Source organism: Streptomyces sp. NPDC039462 (assembly GCF_055639375.1).
The window spans coordinates 1-14,671 of the sequence record NZ_JBVKAO010000005.1; the positions used below are offsets into that span (position 1 = coordinate 1).

Below are 14,671 nucleotides of genomic sequence, written 5' to 3' on the forward strand. Positions count from 1 at the left end.
AAACGCCCGGTTACATTCCGAACCCGGAAGCTAAGCCTCATAGCGCCGATGGTACTGCAGGGGGGACCCTGTGGGAGAGTAGGACGCCGCCGAACAATTTTTGGAGGACCCTTGGTCCCAGCGTCCACGCTGGGACCAAGGGTCCTTTTGTTTTTGTCGAAGCGCGCCGGCCCACAGGCTGCGCGAGAATGACTGCGGTACCGAAGACTAGGAGTCACCGATGTCCCCCAACTCTCCCGACGAGCGACCGGAGCGCGAGCAGCGCAGCCGGGACGGTGGTGACCGGGGCGGATACCGCGGGGCTCCCCGTCGTGACAACGACCGTGGCGACCGCGGTGGCTTCCGTGGCCGTGACGACCGCCGCGACGGCAACCGGGGCGACAGCCGTGGTGACAACCGCGGCGGTGGCTACCGGGGTCGCGACGACAACCGCGGTGACCGTCGCGAGAGTGACCGGGACCGCGGTGGACGCCCCCCGTTCCGTCGTGACGAGCGGCCGAGCAGTAGCGGGCCGCGCCGTGACGACCGTGACCGTGGTGGCTTCCGGGGCCGGGACGACCGCCGCGACGGTGACCGTCCCGCCTTCCGCCGCGACGACCGCCGCGATGGTGACCGTCCCGCTTTCCGCCGCGATGACCGTCGCGATGATCGCAGGGACGATCGTCGTGATGACCGTCGGGACAATGACCGTGGGGACCGTGGCGGCTTCCGTCGCGACGACAACCGTGGTGGTGGCTTCCGCGGGCGTGACGACCGTCGTGACAACGACCGCGGTGGCGACCGTGGTGGTTTCCGGGGCCGTGACGACCGGCGCGATGGTGACCGGCCTGCTTTCCGTCGCGATGATCGCAGGGACGATCGTCGTGATGACCGTCGGGACAATGACCGCGGGGACCGCGGCGGCTTCCGTCGCGATGACAACCGTGGTGGTGGCTTCCGCGGGCGTGATGACCGTCGTGACAACGACCGCGGCGGCGACCGTGGTGGCTTCCGCCGTGACGACCGGCCCAGCAGCGGCCCGCGTCGTGACGACCGTGACCGTGGCGGCTTCCGCGGCCGGGACGACCGCCGTGACGGCGACCGTCCCGCCTTCCGCCGCGACGACCGCCGTGATGACCGTCGTGACAACGACCGCGGTGGCGACCGTGGTGGCTTCCGTCGCGACGAGCGGCCGAGCAGCGCGCCGCGCCGTGACGACCGGCCGTACGACCGCCGCGACGACCGGCGTGACGGTGACCGCGGTGGATACCGTGGCGGGCGTGACGACAACCGTGGTGGCGGTGGCTTCCGCGGGCGCGACGACCGCGGCCGCGACGACCGTGGGCGTGGACCGCGCCGTGACGACCGCGGCGGACGCCCCGGTGGGTTCCGTGGGCGCGACGACCGGCGTGACGGCGACCGCGGTGGATACCGTGGTGGGCGCGACGACCGGGACCGTGACCGCGAGCCGATCAGGCGCCTGCCGATCCCCGAGGACGTCACGGGCCACGAGATCGACAAGGACGTACAGCAGGAGCTGCAGAGCCTTCCCAAGGGGCTTGCCGAGGACGTCGCCAAGAACCTGGTGATGGTCGCCAAGCTCATCGACGAGGACCCCGAGCAGGCCTACGCCTACTCGCGGATCGCCCTGCGCCTTGCCTCCAGGGTCGCCGCCGTGCGCGAGGCCGCCGGCTTCGCCGCGTACGCGAACCAGAAGTACAGCGAGGCGCTCGCCGAGTTCCGGGCCGCCCGGCGGATGACCGGCAGCGTCGAGCTGTGGCCCGTCATGGCGGACTGCGAGCGCGGACTCGGCCGGCCCGAGAAGGCCCTGGAGATGGCGGGTGCGCCCGAGGTGCACAAGCTCGACAAGGCGGGGCAGGTCGAGATGCGGCTCGTCGCCGCCGGAGCCCGCCGCGACATGGACCAGATCGACGCGGCCATCGTGACCCTGCAGAGCCCCGAGCTGGCGTCGAACTCCGTGCAGCCCTGGACTGCGCGGCTGCGGTACGCGTACGCCGACGCGCTGCTGTCGGCCGGGCGCGAGGACGAGGCGCGGGAGTGGTTCGCGAAGGTCATCGAGTCCGACAAGGACGGCAGCACCGACGCCTCCGACCGGCTCGCCGAGCTGGACGGTGTCGAGTTCGTGGACGCCCTGGGCGATGACGAAGACGCCGCCGAGTCGGTCGCCGACGACAGCCTCGACGACACCGACACTCTCGACGACGGCGACAGCCTCGACGACGGTGACCGCGACGAGCGCGACGAGCGCGACAAGGACTGACACAGGCAGTAGGCAGTAAGCAGAAAAGGGCGGGCCCCCTGAAGGGGGTCCGCCCTTTTGTGTATCCGGGGGTCAGAACGAGAGGTCGCGCAGGACCAGGCCCGTCGCCGGCTTCGGGCCGAAGGACGTCGACTTGCGGGGCATCGTGACGCCCTGCCGGGCCAGTTCGCGGACCACCTCTTCGCGGACCGGGTGCATCAGGACCGCGGTGCCGCCGTCGCGTTCCGCCTTCTCGACCGTCGCCGCCGTGTCATGGATGTACGCGATGTGTTCGGGGGTGTCGGGGATCTGCCACACGTGGTCGAGCAGAGTCGAGTGCAGGACCGTGGCGTCCAGGGTGCGCCAGGCCTCCGGGCGGTCGTCCGGGATCGTCCGGGCGAGGAGGTCCGGGGACGGGTGGTCCACGAGGTGGAAGGCCCCGTCGCCTGCCAGGACGAAGGCGTTGCTCTTCGCCGCGGCCTCCGCGAGGGCTTCGAGGGCGTGGTCGAGCGAGCCCTCGACCGTGCGTATGCGGAAGGAGTCACCGAGGGCCTGGAGGGCGTCGGCCACCGGCAGCCGGTGGAGGTAGCGGTGGATGGCACGGACTCGCAGGGGGTAGCGGGCGGTGTCCACCAGAAGGACGAGGCCGTAGTCCCAGGCGCTCGGTGACGGGTGCTCCGCGCGGAGCCGCAGATTGGTCGCCCAGCGGTGGTGGCCGTCCGCGATCAGGGCCTGGTGGTGGGAGAGGTCCGACTGGATCTCGGCGATCTCCGCGGGGTCCGTGACGGACCACAGGCGGTGGTGGAAGCCGTCCTCCGTAGTGGTCGACAGGAGAGGCTCGCGCTGGGCGGTCCGTTCGATGACGGCCATCGCGCCGCCGGGCTCGGGCTGCCCGGGCGCGTACTCGTCATCGATGTCGCTGTGGCCTTGGCTGTCGCTGCGGTAGGTCAGGAGCAGCGGCTCCAGGTTGGCGGAGGTGGCCCGCATCAGGGCGGCGCGGTCCTCGACGACATGGGGCATCACGCCCTCGTGCGGCAGGACGACTCCGTCCTCGGCCTGCGACAGGCGGAGCGCGCCGATGATGCCGCGCTGCAGGATGTCGCTGTCGCGCTGTTCGTAGACGTACAGGCTGGGCTCGGTGTCGGGGGCGAGGATGCCCTCGGCGAGCCAGGTGTGGAGGGTGTCCGCGGCCTGTTGGTTGCGGGCGGCCGGGGTGGTGGCCTGGGGGAGGATCAGCCGGACGATGTTGTGCGGGTCGGCGGACTCCAGGTGCAGCAGGCCGTCCGGGCGTACGACCACGTCGTACGGCGGTGAGGTCACCGCGGCGAGACTGCCGACCCGTTCGGGGACGTAGCGCACGCCCCGGAACGGGACCAGGTCGAGGCCGCTGTCGTCGGTGTGACCCGCTGTGTTCATTAGGGCATCGTATGTGTGTCAGTGGCATGAGCGATGATCGGGGGAGTGGGATCGAGCGAGGAGCGATGCGTAATGAGCCAGACCGCGGGCCGCAGTGCCGACAAGGGCGCGAGGACACGGCCGGAGGGCAGCGGTCGGGCGCTGAGTGAGGTCTATGACACGGCTCTGCTCGATCTGGACGGGGTGGTGTACGCGGGCGGCCGGGCCATCGTGCACGCGGTCGAGTCGCTGGGCACGGCCCGCGACGGCGGCATGCACCTCGCGTATGTGACGAACAACGCGCTGCGCACTCCGGACGCGGTGGCGGAGCACCTGACGGAGCTGGGCATCGCCACCGACGGCTCGGACGTCATCACGTCGGCGCAGGCGGCGGCCCGCCTGGTGAGCGAGCAGGTGCCCGAGGGGGCGCGGGTGCTGGTGATCGGCGGTGAGGGGCTGCGGGTCGCGCTGCGCGAGCGGGGCCTTGAGCCCGTCGAGTCGGCCGACGACGATCCGGTGGCGGTCGTGCAGGGGTACGGGGGGCCGGACCTGGCGTGGGGACGCTTCGCGGAGGCCTGTTACGCGATCGCGCGCGGGGTGCCGTGGTTCGCTTCGAACACGGACCTGACGATCCCGAGCGCCCGCGGTATCGCGCCCGGCAACGGCGCGGCGGTCGAGGTCGTCCGGATCGCGACGGGCGCCGAGCCGCAGGTCGCGGGCAAGCCGCTGCCGCCGATGCACCGGGAGACGATCCTGCGGACGGGCGCCGAGCGGCCGCTGGTCGTGGGTGACCGGCTGGACACGGACATCGAGGGCGCGTTCAACGGAGAGGTGGATTCGCTGCTCGTGCTGACAGGTGTCACGGACGGCGCGCAGCTGCTGGCCGCGCGGCCCGAGCACCGGCCGACGTACGTGGACGCGGATCTGCGCGGAATGCTCACCGGCCAGCCCGAAGTCACCCCGGTGGAGGGCGGTTTCGGCTGCGGAGGGTGGACCGCTTCGGTGCGCGGTGAGGAGCTGGCGCTGGACGGCGAGGGTGAGGCCATGGACGGGCTGCGGGCGCTGTGCGCGGCGGCCTGGACGCAGGCCGGCGACGGCGTGTGCGAGCTGGACGCGGGGAAGGCGCTGTCCCGGCTGGGGCTGTGAGTTCCGGGGGGCGGAGAGAGTAGCCCCCGCCGGGAGTTGTGTTCCCGCGCCCCGCGGTCCGGAAAGCGCCCGCTCAGGAGGAGGGTCCTGGCGGGCGCGGTACCGGTGCGACGGTTCGGCGTCAGGCGCTTTCGCCGCTGTCGATGAGCTGGTCCGTCGTCGTGCCCTTGCGCCAGTAGCCCGAGAACGACACCTTCTTGCGGTCGAAGCCGCGTTCCCCGACGAGGTGGCGGCGGACGGCCTTGACGGTCGCGGACTCGCCGGCGATCCATGCGTAGGGGGTGCCTTCGGGGAGGTCCGCTCCGCGGATCGCGGCCGTGGTGGCGCCCTCCCTGGTGAGCCAGTGGATCTCCGCGTCGGCCTCGGTCGGCAGGTCCTGGCGGTCGGCGAGGTCGTGGACCTCGATCCAGACGCGGGTCGGCAGGCCCGGCGGGAGCTTCTCGAGGATGTTCGCGACGGCGGGCAGCGCCGACTCGTCCGCGGCGAGGAGCAGCCAGTCGGTGTCCTCGGGCAGGCGGAAGTCGTACGCCGCGTTCTCCTCCTCGACCGGGCCGAGGACGCCGATGCGGTCGCCGGGGCGCGCGGCCCGCGCCCAGCTGGTCGCCGGCCCGTCGGCGGGCGAGGGCACCGGGTCGTGGACGGCGAAGTCGACGATCAGCTCGTCCGGGTCGCGGCGCAGTTGCCGGGTCGTGTACGTGCGCATGATGCCGCGCACCGAGGGGTCGAGGGCGCACCACGCGGCGTACCACTCGGAGGTGTCTCCGGAGCCGGTGTCCGGCATCACCGGGCTGTCCTGGCCGGGGTGCGGCAGGAAGATCTTGATGCGCTGGTCGGGGCCGCCCGCCGCCATGCCGGAGAGATCGGCGCCGCCGAAGGCCACCCTGATCATGGCGGGGGTGACCTGCTCGGTGCGCAGCACCTGGACGTCGAAGTACCGGTACGGGGAGTCGGTCATCGCTGGGGCCTCGGGGAGCGCCGGGCTGCGTGCATGGGTGGTGCTTCTCTCGTCGGAGTCTCTTCGAAGTCGAGTGCGAGGGTAGGCTAACCTAACCCGGTGTTGGTCGACAGTCCCCCTGGAAGCCGCGCGGAGACCGCCCCCGCGCCCCCCGAACGCCGGGCGATACGCAGCGTCGGGCTGCTCGTCTCACTGGCCGTCCTGCTGCTCGTCTTCCTGACGAGCGTCGCGGTCGGCGCCAAGTCGCTGTCCATGGACCAGGTCTGGCACGGGCTGTTCCACGACACGGGGACGTACGCGGACGTCGTGGTCGGTGAGCGGCTCGCGCGCAGCCTCCTCGGGGTCCTCGCCGGAGTCGCACTCGGCCTCTCCGGCGCCGTCCTGCAGGCGCTCACCCGGAACCCGCTGGCCGACCCCGGACTGCTCGGCATCAACCTCGGCGCCTCGGCGGCGGTCGTCAGCGCGATCAGCTTCTTCGGCGTCACCTCGCTGAGCGGCTACGTGTGGTTCGCGTTCGTGGGCGCGCTGCTCGTCGGCGTCCTGCTCTACCTCCTCGGCGGCTCGCGCGGAGCGACCCCGGTGCGGCTCGCGCTGGCCGGGACCGCGCTCAGCGCGGCGCTCTACGGCTATCTGCAAGCCGTCATGATCATGGACGGCGCCGCGCTCAACAAGATGCGCTTCTGGACGGTCGGCTCCCTCGCCTCCGCCAACATGAACACCATCGAGCAGGTGCTGCCCTTCCTCGCGATCGGCACGGTGCTCGCCCTCGGTCTGGCCCGGCCGCTGAACGCCATGGCCATGGGCGACGACACCGCCCGCGCGCTCGGCGCCCACCTCACCCGTACGCGCATCCTGGCCATGGCGGCGGCGACCCTGCTGTGCGGAGCCGCGACCGCCGCCTGCGGACCGATCGTGTTCGTCGGCCTGATGGTGCCGCACATCGTGCGCTCCTTCACCGGGCCCGACATGCGCTGGATCCTGCCGTACGCGGCCGTGCTCTCGCCGGTCCTGCTGCTCGGCGCGGACGTCGTCGGGCGCGTCGTAACGCGGCCCTCGGAGCTCCAGGTGGGCATCGTGACCGCGGTCATCGGCGCGCCGGTCTTCATCTTCCTCGTACGCCGTCGGAAGGTGGCCCAGCTGTGAAGGCGATACGCACCAGGGGCGGCCTCTCCGTCCGGCTCGACGTCCGCACGGCCGTGGTCGTCACCCTCCTCGTGGTCGCCGCGCTCGCCGCGAGCGTCGTCCTGATCGGCACCGGTGACTTCCCCATCCCGGCTGCCGACGTCATCCGCACCCTGCTCGGCGACGGCGACGCAGGGCAGGAGTTCATCATCCACGACCTGCGGCTGCCGCGGGTCCTGGTCGGGCTCCTGGTGGGCGCGGCCCTCGGGCTCGGCGGCGCGCTCTTCCAGTCCATCGCCCGCAATCCGCTGGGCAGCCCCGACGTGCTCGGCCTCGGCCAGGGCTCGACCGCCGGGGCACTCACCATGATCGTCCTGTTCCAGGGCAGCGCGGCCGAGGTCGCGGGCGGTGCGCTCGTCGGCGGTCTCGTCACCGGCCTCGCCATCTATCTGCTCGCCTGGAAGCGCGGTGTGCACGGCTACCGCCTCGTCCTCGTCGGCATCGGCGTCTCCGCGTTCATCACGGCCATCAACGGCTATCTGCTCACCAAGGCCGACTTCGTCGACGCCGCCCGTTCCGTGGTCTGGATGACCGGCTCCCTCAACGGCCGCGACTGGGAGCAGGTGTGGCCGCTGCTCGTGCTCTGCGCCGTCCTCGTACCGCTCGTGCTCGTGTACGGGCGTCCGCTGCGGATGCTGGAGATGGGCGACGACGTCGCCAACTCCCTCGGCGTACGCGTCGAACGCACCCGCCTCGTCCTGCTGACCGCCTCCGTGCTGCTCACCGCGGCCGCCACCGCCGCCGCGGGACCGGTCAGCTTCGTCGCGCTCACCGCGCCGCAGCTGGCGCGCCGGCTCACGCGCTCGCCGGGCCCCAACCTCATGCCCGCCATGTTCATGGGCGCCACGCTCCTGATCGTCGCGGACTGGGCCTCGCAGCGGGCCTTCGGCGCGGACCAGCTGCCCGTCGGCGTCGTCACCGGCGTGCTCGGCGGCGTCTACCTGCTCTGGCTGCTCGTCACCCAGCGCAAGGCGGGACGCATATGAAGTCCAGCCCGGAACCCGCCGCGCATCCCGCGAAGTCCAAGCACTCGAACCAGCCCATGAACCAGAAGCAGGAGCGTGCTGCTGTGAACCGGCTCGTCGCCGACGACGTCACCCTCGGCTATGACCAGCGCGTCATCGCGTCGAAGCTGTCCGTCGAGATCCCCGACAACTCCTTCACCGTGATCGTGGGCCCCAACGCCTGCGGCAAGTCCACGCTGCTGCGCGCCCTGTCCCGGATGCTCAAGCCGTCCGCGGGCCGGGTGCTGCTCGACGGGAACGTCATCCAGTCGATGCCGGCGAAGAAGGTCGCCAAGACGCTCGGCCTGCTGCCGCAGTCGTCCATCGCGCCCGACGGCATCACGGTCGGCGACCTCGTCGCCCGCGGCCGCTACCCCCACCAGGGGCTGCTGCGGCAGTGGTCGGAGGAGGACGAGCGGATCGTCGACGAGTCGATGGCGTCGACCGGTGTGCGCGAACTCGCCGAGCGCTACGTCGACGAGCTCTCCGGCGGTCAGCGCCAGCGCGTCTGGATCGCCATGGCGCTCGCCCAGCAGACCCCGCTGCTGCTCCTCGACGAGCCGACGACCTTCCTCGACATCCAGCACCAGCTCGACGTCCTCGACCTCTGCGCCGAGCTCCACGAGGAGCAGGGCCGCACGCTCGTCGCCGTCCTGCACGACCTCAACCACGCCGCCCGCTACGCCACGCACCTCATCGCGCTGCGCGACGGCGCGGTGCTCGCCGAGGGACCGCCGTCCGAGATCGTCACGGCGGAGCTGGTGGAGCAGGCCTTCGGGATCCAGTGCCGGGTCATCGACGACCCGGAGACGGGGACGCCGCTGGTGATCCCCGCCGCCCGCACCGGACGGCGGGCCCCGGCTACAGCAGCGACCTGAGCTTCAGCAGGTCCCGGAAGCCCGCCTCCAGCCTGACCCGGCCGGAGGCCCAGGCCTTCGCGAAGTTGAGCTCGCCGCCCACCATCGACACCAGGTCGTCGCCCGTCATCGCGAGACGGATCTCCGCCTTCTCGCGCGGCGGGCCCGGGTGGTCGTCGAGCACCGCGATCCGGCCGTTCTCGAGCCGGCCGGTGAAGGTGGCGTCGAGGTCGGTGATGTGGCAGCTCAGCGAGCGGTTCAGGGCAGCGGCACCGCGCACGTCGCCGTCGGCGGACGCGAGCGTGTCCGAGAGTCTGTCGAGTGCGGTACGGCACTCCGCCATGGTCGCCATCGTGATCGACCGTACACCGGGCCCACGAGGTAGCGTCATGCCATGAGCGACTCACACGCGGGCCCCGAAGAAGGGGAGGCGGTGCGGCCGGAGCCTCAGGTTCCGGACGAGCCGTCGTACGACCCCGCCGCCCCCGCGCCCCTCGGCGTCGAGCGCACGCCCACCGGCGACGCCGAGGTGGACGCCTCTCTCGCCCGGCTCGGTGACGCCGACCACCTCGCCACGGACGGCCACATCGAGGTGTACGAGGATGTACACCGGGGCCTGCGCGACGCGCTGACCGCACTGGACGCGCGCCCCGGCCCACCGGCACCCGTCGGGGCGCCCTCATCACCTTCGTACGACAGGAGCTGAACCGAACGTGGCAGGAGTGGCACGACGCCGCCTCGACGCCGAGCTCGTCCGCAGGAAGCTCGCGCGCTCGCGCGAGCACGCGAGCCAGCTGATCGCCGCAGGCCGGGTCGCGGTCGGCAAGACCGTCGCGACCAAGGCGGCGACCCAGGTCGAGACGGCCGCCGCGATCGTGGTCTCGCAGGACGACAGCGACCCCGACTACGTATCGCGCGGCGGGCACAAGCTCGCGGGCGCCCTCGCCGCCTTCGCGCCGCAGGGGCTCGTCGTCGAGGGACGGCGCGCGCTGGACGCGGGCGCCTCCACCGGCGGCTTCACCGACGTGCTGCTGCGCGCCGGCGCCGCGCACGTCGTGGCCGTCGACGTCGGCTACGGCCAGCTCGCGTGGTCGCTGCAGAGCGACGACCGGGTCACCGTGAAGGACCGTACGAACGTACGCGAGTTGACCCTCGAAGCCATCGACGGCACCCCCGTCGACGTGGTCGTCGGAGACCTCTCCTTCATCCCGCTCGGCCTCGTGCTGCCCGCCCTCGTGCGGTGCGCTGCGCCCGACGCGGACCTCGTCCTGATGGTCAAGCCGCAGTTCGAGGTGGGCAAGGAGCGGCTCGGCAGCGGCGGAGTGGTGCGCAGCGCCGAACTGCGGGCCGACGCCGTGCGCGGGGTGGCACGGCAGGCGTGGGGGCTCGGTCTCGGGGTGCGCGGCGTGACCGCGAGCCCGCTGCCGGGACCCTCCGGGAACGTCGAGTACTTTCTGTGGCTGCGCGCCGGGGCCGATGAGCTGGACCCGGCGGACGTTGACCGTGCCGTGGCGGAGGGGCCCCGTTGACCCAGACCCGAGTGACCCAGACCCGAGCTCGTACCGTCTTCCTGCTCGCGCACACCGGACGGCCCGCGGCCATCCGCAGCGCCGAGCTCGTCGTACAGGGGCTGCTGCGCAGCGGCATCGGCGTGCGCGTCCTGGACGCGGAGGCCGTGGACCTGACACTGCCGGACGAGGTCCAGACGGTCGAGGAGGCCACCGCCGAGTGCATCGACGACTGCGAGCTGATCGTCGTCCTCGGCGGTGACGGGACACTGCTGCGGGGCGCCGAGTTCGCCCGGGCGTCCGGGGTGCCGATGCTCGGGGTGAACCTCGGGCGCGTGGGCTTCCTCGCTGAGGCCGAGCGGGACGACCTCGACAAGGTCGTCGACCGGGTGGTCACGCGGGCGTACGAGGTCGAGGAGCGCATGACGATCGACGTCGTCGTGCACCGCAACGGCGACGTCGTGCACCGCGACTGGGCGCTGAACGAGGCCGCCGTGCAGAAGGTGTCGCCCGAGCGGATGCTCGAGGTCGTCCTGGAGATCGACGGGCGGCCCGTCACCGGCTTCGGCTGCGACGGCATCGTCTGCGCGACGCCGACCGGGTCGACGGCGTACGCGTTCTCCGCCGGCGGGCCCGTGGTGTGGCCGGAGGTCGAGGCGCTGCTCATGGTCCCGATCAGCGCGCACGCCCTGTTCGCCAAGCCCCTGGTGACCTCGCCGGACTCCGTGCTCGCCGTCGAGGTGCAGCCGGACACACCGCACGGCGTGCTGTGGTGCGACGGGCGCCGGACGCTGGAACTGCCCTCCGGGGCGCGGGTGGAGGTGCGGAGGGGGGAGGTGCCGGTGCGGCTTGCTCGGCTGCACCATGCGTCGTTCACGGATCGGCTGGTCGCCAAGTTCGCGTTGCCTGTGTCCGGGTGGCGCGGGGCGCCCCACTGACGCTCCGCCGGGTGGGCGGTGTCGCTCCGTCGGGGGTGGTTCGGGGGTTGCGCGGTGTGCTGGTTGCTTGTGGCTGGTCGCGCAGTTCCCCGCGCCCCTGATGCCTTCGGCCCGGGGCTTCACGTCGCGCTGAGCTCGGAGATCGCGCGCCTCCGTACTGCCGCCTGGACCGGAACACCCGTCGCCAGCAGCGTGAGGAGCAGCGTGCCCGCCGCCAAGCCCAGCGGTACGGGCCACGGCAGGTACGGCAGCGCCGAGCCGAAGGCCGTGCTGAGGATCGGGGCCAGCGTGCCGAGCGCGATCGCGCCGCCGAGCAGCAGCGCCGTCCCGGCGACCACCAGCGCCTCCCAGGCCGCCATGGCGCCCACCTGTCCCCGCCGGCTGCCGACGACCCGCAGCAGCGCCACGTCGCGGCGGCGCTCGAACGAGATCATGGCGAGGGTGTTCGCCGCGGCGATGGCGGCGAAGCCCGCGTACAGGCCCGTGCCCACGTAGTCGAGCCAGACCTCGCCCGCACTCCCTGCGGAGCCGGTGTGGTGCTGGGCCGTGGTGTGCATGCCGATCTTGGTGAGGCCGAAGCCCACGACGAGGACGAGGGGGACGACCGCGGCGGAGAAGCGGCGGGGCTGCGAGCGGACGTTGAGCATGGCCAGGCGCGCGCTGGGGCCGAACCGGCCGACGGCCGCCGAGACCAGCCAGGCCGCGGGGCCGATCAGGCGCGGGCCGAGCAGTCCGGCGCCGGCGCAGAAGAGGATGAGGACGAGGAAGGCGCCCTCGCTCGCCTCGTCCGCGGGCTGCTCCGACAGGAGTACGGAGACGAAGCAGGCTCCCGCCACCGCCAGCACGCCGAGCGGCGCCCGCAGGACGCCGAGCCCGCGGCGGCCCGTGGCGGCCTCGCTCAGGGCGCGGGCCGGGCGGAGCAGCGAGAACCGCAGCGCGGACAGGAGCGCGGCGACGGTCGTCGTCACCACGGCCACGCCGACGCACACCGGCAGCGCGAGCCAGCTGAAGCGGAAGCCTGCCTCGGCGGGCAGCAGCCCGTGGTCGACCATGCCGGCGTGCCACCACCGGGCCGCGAAGCCGCCGAGCACGAAGCCGGCGAGCGCGGCGGGGACCGACGCGGCGAGGGCCTGGACGGCCACCGCCCGGCGGACCTGGCGGGGCCTGGCGCCGATGGAACGCACCAGCGCGAGCTCGCGGTGCTGCTGCGCGACGGCCGTGCCCATCGTCGAGACGACCACAAAAATCGACATGTAGATGGAGCCGATCAGGAGGACGACGGCCATGTCGCCCACGCCGTTCTCCGTGATCTGCTTGCGGGCCGCCGCGGAGAGCCCGGGGCGGTCGGTGCTCGTCGTGCCGAGCATCATCGTCGACGCGCTCACCACGGTCGCCGCGAAGAGCGCGGCCACTGCCGTGCCCACAAATGCCGGGCGGTGCGCGCGCAGCGCCGCCTGTGCCAGTCCTGTTGCCATGTGGATCATGGTCTCCGCGGGCCCGGGCCCGGAGCCATGCGGTGAGCCGGTGGATCTTGCTGGGGATAACCCCACCCCTCCACTCCAGCGGGTGACAGCGGCCGCGGATGCGCCGTTTCGACCTGCGCCTTCGCGGCCGGAGGCCAGGGCCCGTCGCACACCGGGCCTCAGACCTCGTAAGGTCGTGTCCGTGTTGGAGGAGATGCGGATACGGTCGCTCGGAGTCATCGACGACGCGGTCGTCGAGCTGTCGCCGGGCTTCACCGCCGTGACGGGTGAGACCGGTGCGGGCAAGACGATGGTGGTCACCAGCCTTGGCCTGCTGCTCGGCGGTCGCGCGGATCCCGCCCTGGTGCGGATCGGCGCGAAGTCGGCGGTGGTGGAGGGGCGCATCGCTGTGCCCGCCGACGCCGCGGCGGTCGTGCGCGCCGAGGAGGCCGGGGCCGAACTCGACGACGGGGCGCTGCTGATCAGCCGGACCGTCTCGGCGGAGGGGCGCTCGCGGGCGCACCTCGGGGGGCGCTCGGTGCCGGTCGGTCTGCTCGCCGAACTCGCCGACGACCTCGTCGCCGTGCACGGCCAGACCGATCAGCAGGGTCTGCTCAAGCCCGCCCGGCAGCGCGGCGCCCTCGACCGGTACGCGGGCGACGCGGTCTCCGTGCCGCTCGCCAAGTACACGGCCGCCTACCGCAGGCTGCGGGCCGTCACCGCCGAGGTCGAGGAGATCACCACGCGCGCGCGGGAGCGCGCCCAGGAAGCGGATCTGCTCCGCTTCGGACTCGACGAGATCGCGGGGGTCGAGCCGCGCGCGGGCGAGGACGTCGAACTCGCGGCCGAGGCCGAGCGGCTCGGCCACGCGGAGGCCCTCGCCTCCGCCGCCACCGCCGCGCACGCCGCGCTCGCGGGCAACCCCGAGGACCCCGAGGGCATCGACGCCACGGCGCTGGTCGCGGGCGCCTCCCGGGCCCTCGAAGCCGTGCGCTCCCACGACCCCGCCCTGTCCGCCCTCGCCGACCGCCTCGGCGAGATCGGCATCCTGCTGGGCGACGTGGCGGGCGAACTCGCCGGATACGCCGACGACCTGGACGCCGACCCGCTGCGGCTCTCGGCCGTCGAGGAGCGCAGGGCCGCGCTGACGCAGCTCACCCGGAAGTACGGCGCGGACATCGACGCCGTGCTGGCCTGGGCGGAGGAGGGTGCGGCGCGCCTCACCGAACTGGAGGGTGACGACGACCGGCTGGAGGAGCTGATCGCCGAACGGGACGCGCTGCGTGCCGAACTCGCCGGGCTCGCCCAGGCGTTGACCGACGCGCGGCAGGAGGCGGCGTCGCGGTTCGCCGCGGCCGTCACCGAGGAGCTCGCCTCGCTGGCGATGCCCCACGCGCGCGTGTCGATCGCCATCAGCAGCACGGAGGTGCCCGAGGGGTCCGACGGCGTGGAGGTCGGCGGCCGCACGGTTGCGTACGGTCCCGCGGGCGTCGACGAGGTCGAGCTGCTCCTCGCCCCGCACCCGGGCGCGCCGCCCCGGCCCATCGCCAAGGGCGCGTCGGGCGGTGAGCTGTCGCGCGTGATGCTCGCCGTCGAGGTGGTCTTCGCGGGCACGGACCCGGTCCCCACGTACCTCTTCGACGAGGTCGACGCGGGTGTGGGCGGCAAGGCAGCGGTCGAGATCGGCCGGCGCCTGGCACGCCTCGCCAAGTCGGCGCAGGTCGTGGTCGTCACGCACCTCCCGCAGGTCGCGGCCTTCGCCGACCGCCAGCTGCTCGTCGAGAAGACGAACGACGGGATGGTGACCCGCTCCGGAGTCCAGGTCCTGGAGGGCGAGGCCCGGGTGCGTGAGCTGTCACGGATGCTGGCGGGCCAGGAGGACTCGGAGACGGCCCGGGCCCACGCGGAGGAACTGCTCGCCACGGCCAGGGGGGACGGCTAGGGCGTGTCCGGCGGGACGGGTTGAGTGGCAGAGCCCGCGACC

Annotated in this window: 14 protein-coding genes and 1 rRNA gene; 10 read left to right on the forward strand and 5 right to left on the reverse strand. The window is 72.8% G+C overall.

What is annotated here, in order from left to right:
• A 5S ribosomal RNA gene (gene rrf / locus ACZ7LU_RS25770) occupies window positions 1-95 on the forward strand; the annotation flags it as partial.
• A gap of 119 nt (window positions 96-214) precedes the next feature.
• Here the strand turns inward: rrf and ACZ7LU_RS25775 are convergent.
• The gene (locus ACZ7LU_RS25775; protein ID WP_471918375.1) at window positions 215-1,489 is read right to left on the reverse strand and encodes a hypothetical protein; all 1,275 of its coding nucleotides are present in this window, start codon (window positions 1,487-1,489) and stop codon (window positions 215-217) included.
• On the opposite strand from ACZ7LU_RS25775, the gene ACZ7LU_RS25780 reads away from it, so the two are divergent.
• Entirely contained in the window at window positions 1,460-2,260 is an 801-nt protein-coding gene (locus ACZ7LU_RS25780; RefSeq protein ID WP_471918358.1) for a tetratricopeptide repeat protein, read from the forward strand. The two genes, ACZ7LU_RS25775 and ACZ7LU_RS25780, sit on opposite strands and share 30 nt — an antisense overlap.
• Window positions 2,261-2,332: 72 nt before the next feature.
• Here ACZ7LU_RS25780 and ACZ7LU_RS25785 read toward each other — a convergent pair whose 3' ends face one another.
• Complete coding sequence (locus ACZ7LU_RS25785; RefSeq protein WP_471918148.1) at window positions 2,333-3,655, reverse strand: DUF1015 domain-containing protein; 1,323 nt, start codon at window positions 3,653-3,655, stop codon at window positions 2,333-2,335.
• Window positions 3,656-3,727: 72 nt separating this feature from the next.
• Between ACZ7LU_RS25785 and ACZ7LU_RS25790 the strand changes: the two genes are divergently transcribed.
• Window positions 3,728-4,780 (forward strand): HAD hydrolase-like protein, encoded by a 1,053-nt coding sequence (locus ACZ7LU_RS25790; RefSeq protein WP_398310240.1) that lies wholly within the window; start codon window positions 3,728-3,730, stop codon window positions 4,778-4,780.
• 121 nt (window positions 4,781-4,901) lie between these two features.
• On the opposite strand, the gene ACZ7LU_RS25795 is transcribed toward ACZ7LU_RS25790, so the two are convergent.
• A complete protein-coding gene (locus ACZ7LU_RS25795) occupies window positions 4,902-5,735 on the reverse strand; it encodes a siderophore-interacting protein (RefSeq protein WP_471918149.1) in 834 nt (277 codons plus the stop codon).
• A gap of 99 nt (window positions 5,736-5,834) precedes the next feature.
• Here ACZ7LU_RS25795 and ACZ7LU_RS25800 point away from each other — a divergent pair, with 99 nt between their 5' ends.
• From ACZ7LU_RS25800 to ACZ7LU_RS25810, 3 genes are read left to right on the forward strand one after another with little or no spacing between them, the layout of a single operon-like run.
• Entirely contained in the window at window positions 5,835-6,878 is a 1,044-nt protein-coding gene (locus ACZ7LU_RS25800) for a FecCD family ABC transporter permease (RefSeq protein WP_471918150.1), read from the forward strand.
• Window positions 6,875-7,903: a FecCD family ABC transporter permease gene (locus tag ACZ7LU_RS25805; protein ID WP_471918151.1), complete on the forward strand. Its 1,029-nt coding sequence runs from the start codon at window positions 6,875-6,877 to the stop codon at window positions 7,901-7,903. Before ACZ7LU_RS25800 ends, ACZ7LU_RS25805 begins: the two co-directional genes overlap by 4 nt.
• A 56-nt stretch (window positions 7,904-7,959) precedes the next feature.
• On the forward strand, window positions 7,960-8,799 hold the full coding sequence (locus ACZ7LU_RS25810; RefSeq protein WP_468091403.1) for an ABC transporter ATP-binding protein: 840 nt from the start codon (window positions 7,960-7,962) through the stop codon (window positions 8,797-8,799).
• On the opposite strand, the gene ACZ7LU_RS25815 is transcribed toward ACZ7LU_RS25810, so the two are convergent.
• Window positions 8,783-9,130, reverse strand: a complete 348-nt coding sequence (locus tag ACZ7LU_RS25815) for an alkyl sulfatase C-terminal domain-containing protein (RefSeq protein ID WP_468318476.1) — start codon at window positions 9,128-9,130, stop codon at window positions 8,783-8,785. The genes ACZ7LU_RS25810 and ACZ7LU_RS25815 overlap by 17 nt on opposite strands.
• A gap of 42 nt (window positions 9,131-9,172) precedes the next feature.
• Between ACZ7LU_RS25815 and ACZ7LU_RS25820 the strand changes: the two genes are divergently transcribed.
• From ACZ7LU_RS25820 to ACZ7LU_RS25830, 3 genes are read left to right on the forward strand one after another with little or no spacing between them, the layout of a single operon-like run.
• Window positions 9,173-9,484 (forward strand): hypothetical protein, encoded by a 312-nt coding sequence (locus tag ACZ7LU_RS25820; protein ID WP_470983253.1) that lies wholly within the window; start codon window positions 9,173-9,175, stop codon window positions 9,482-9,484.
• Window positions 9,485-9,491: 7 nt separating this feature from the next.
• On the forward strand, window positions 9,492-10,307 hold the full coding sequence (locus tag ACZ7LU_RS25825; protein ID WP_468091365.1) for a TlyA family RNA methyltransferase: 816 nt from the start codon (window positions 9,492-9,494) through the stop codon (window positions 10,305-10,307).
• A gap of 11 nt (window positions 10,308-10,318) precedes the next feature.
• Window positions 10,319-11,224 carry an NAD kinase gene (locus ACZ7LU_RS25830; protein ID WP_468091363.1) on the forward strand — a complete coding sequence of 302 codons (906 nt, stop codon included), beginning with the start codon at window positions 10,319-10,321 and terminating at the stop codon, window positions 11,222-11,224.
• A 119-nt stretch (window positions 11,225-11,343) separates the two neighbouring features.
• Here the strand turns inward: ACZ7LU_RS25830 and ACZ7LU_RS25835 are convergent, their stop codons facing one another.
• Complete coding sequence (locus ACZ7LU_RS25835) at window positions 11,344-12,699, reverse strand: FtsX-like permease family protein (RefSeq protein ID WP_471918152.1); 1,356 nt, start codon at window positions 12,697-12,699, stop codon at window positions 11,344-11,346.
• Window positions 12,700-12,901: 202 nt separating this feature from the next.
• On the opposite strand from ACZ7LU_RS25835, the gene recN reads away from it, so the two are divergent.
• The gene (gene recN / locus ACZ7LU_RS25840) at window positions 12,902-14,629 is read left to right on the forward strand and encodes a DNA repair protein RecN (RefSeq protein ID WP_398310281.1); all 1,728 of its coding nucleotides are present in this window, start codon (window positions 12,902-12,904) and stop codon (window positions 14,627-14,629) included.
• Window positions 14,630-14,671 lie beyond the last annotated feature (42 nt).

Coding starts and splice junctions, on each gene's coding strand:
- ACZ7LU_RS25785 (WP_471918148.1), bottom strand. CDS start 3,655: ATGAACACAGCGGGTCACACCGACGACAGCGGCCTCGACCTGGTCCCG.
- ACZ7LU_RS25790 (WP_398310240.1), top strand. CDS start 3,728: ATGAGCCAGACCGCGGGCCGCAGTGCCGACAAGGGCGCGAGGACACGG.
- recN (WP_398310281.1), top strand. CDS start 12,902: ATGCGGATACGGTCGCTCGGAGTCATCGACGACGCGGTCGTCGAGCTG.
- ACZ7LU_RS25835 (WP_471918152.1), bottom strand. CDS start 12,699: ATGGCAACAGGACTGGCACAGGCGGCGCTGCGCGCGCACCGCCCGGCA.
- ACZ7LU_RS25795 (WP_471918149.1), bottom strand. CDS start 5,735: ATGACCGACTCCCCGTACCGGTACTTCGACGTCCAGGTGCTGCGCACC.
- ACZ7LU_RS25815 (WP_468318476.1), bottom strand. CDS start 9,130: ATGGCGACCATGGCGGAGTGCCGTACCGCACTCGACAGACTCTCGGAC.
- ACZ7LU_RS25820 (WP_470983253.1), top strand. CDS start 9,173: ATGAGCGACTCACACGCGGGCCCCGAAGAAGGGGAGGCGGTGCGGCCG.
- ACZ7LU_RS25810 (WP_468091403.1), top strand. CDS start 7,960: ATGAACCAGAAGCAGGAGCGTGCTGCTGTGAACCGGCTCGTCGCCGAC.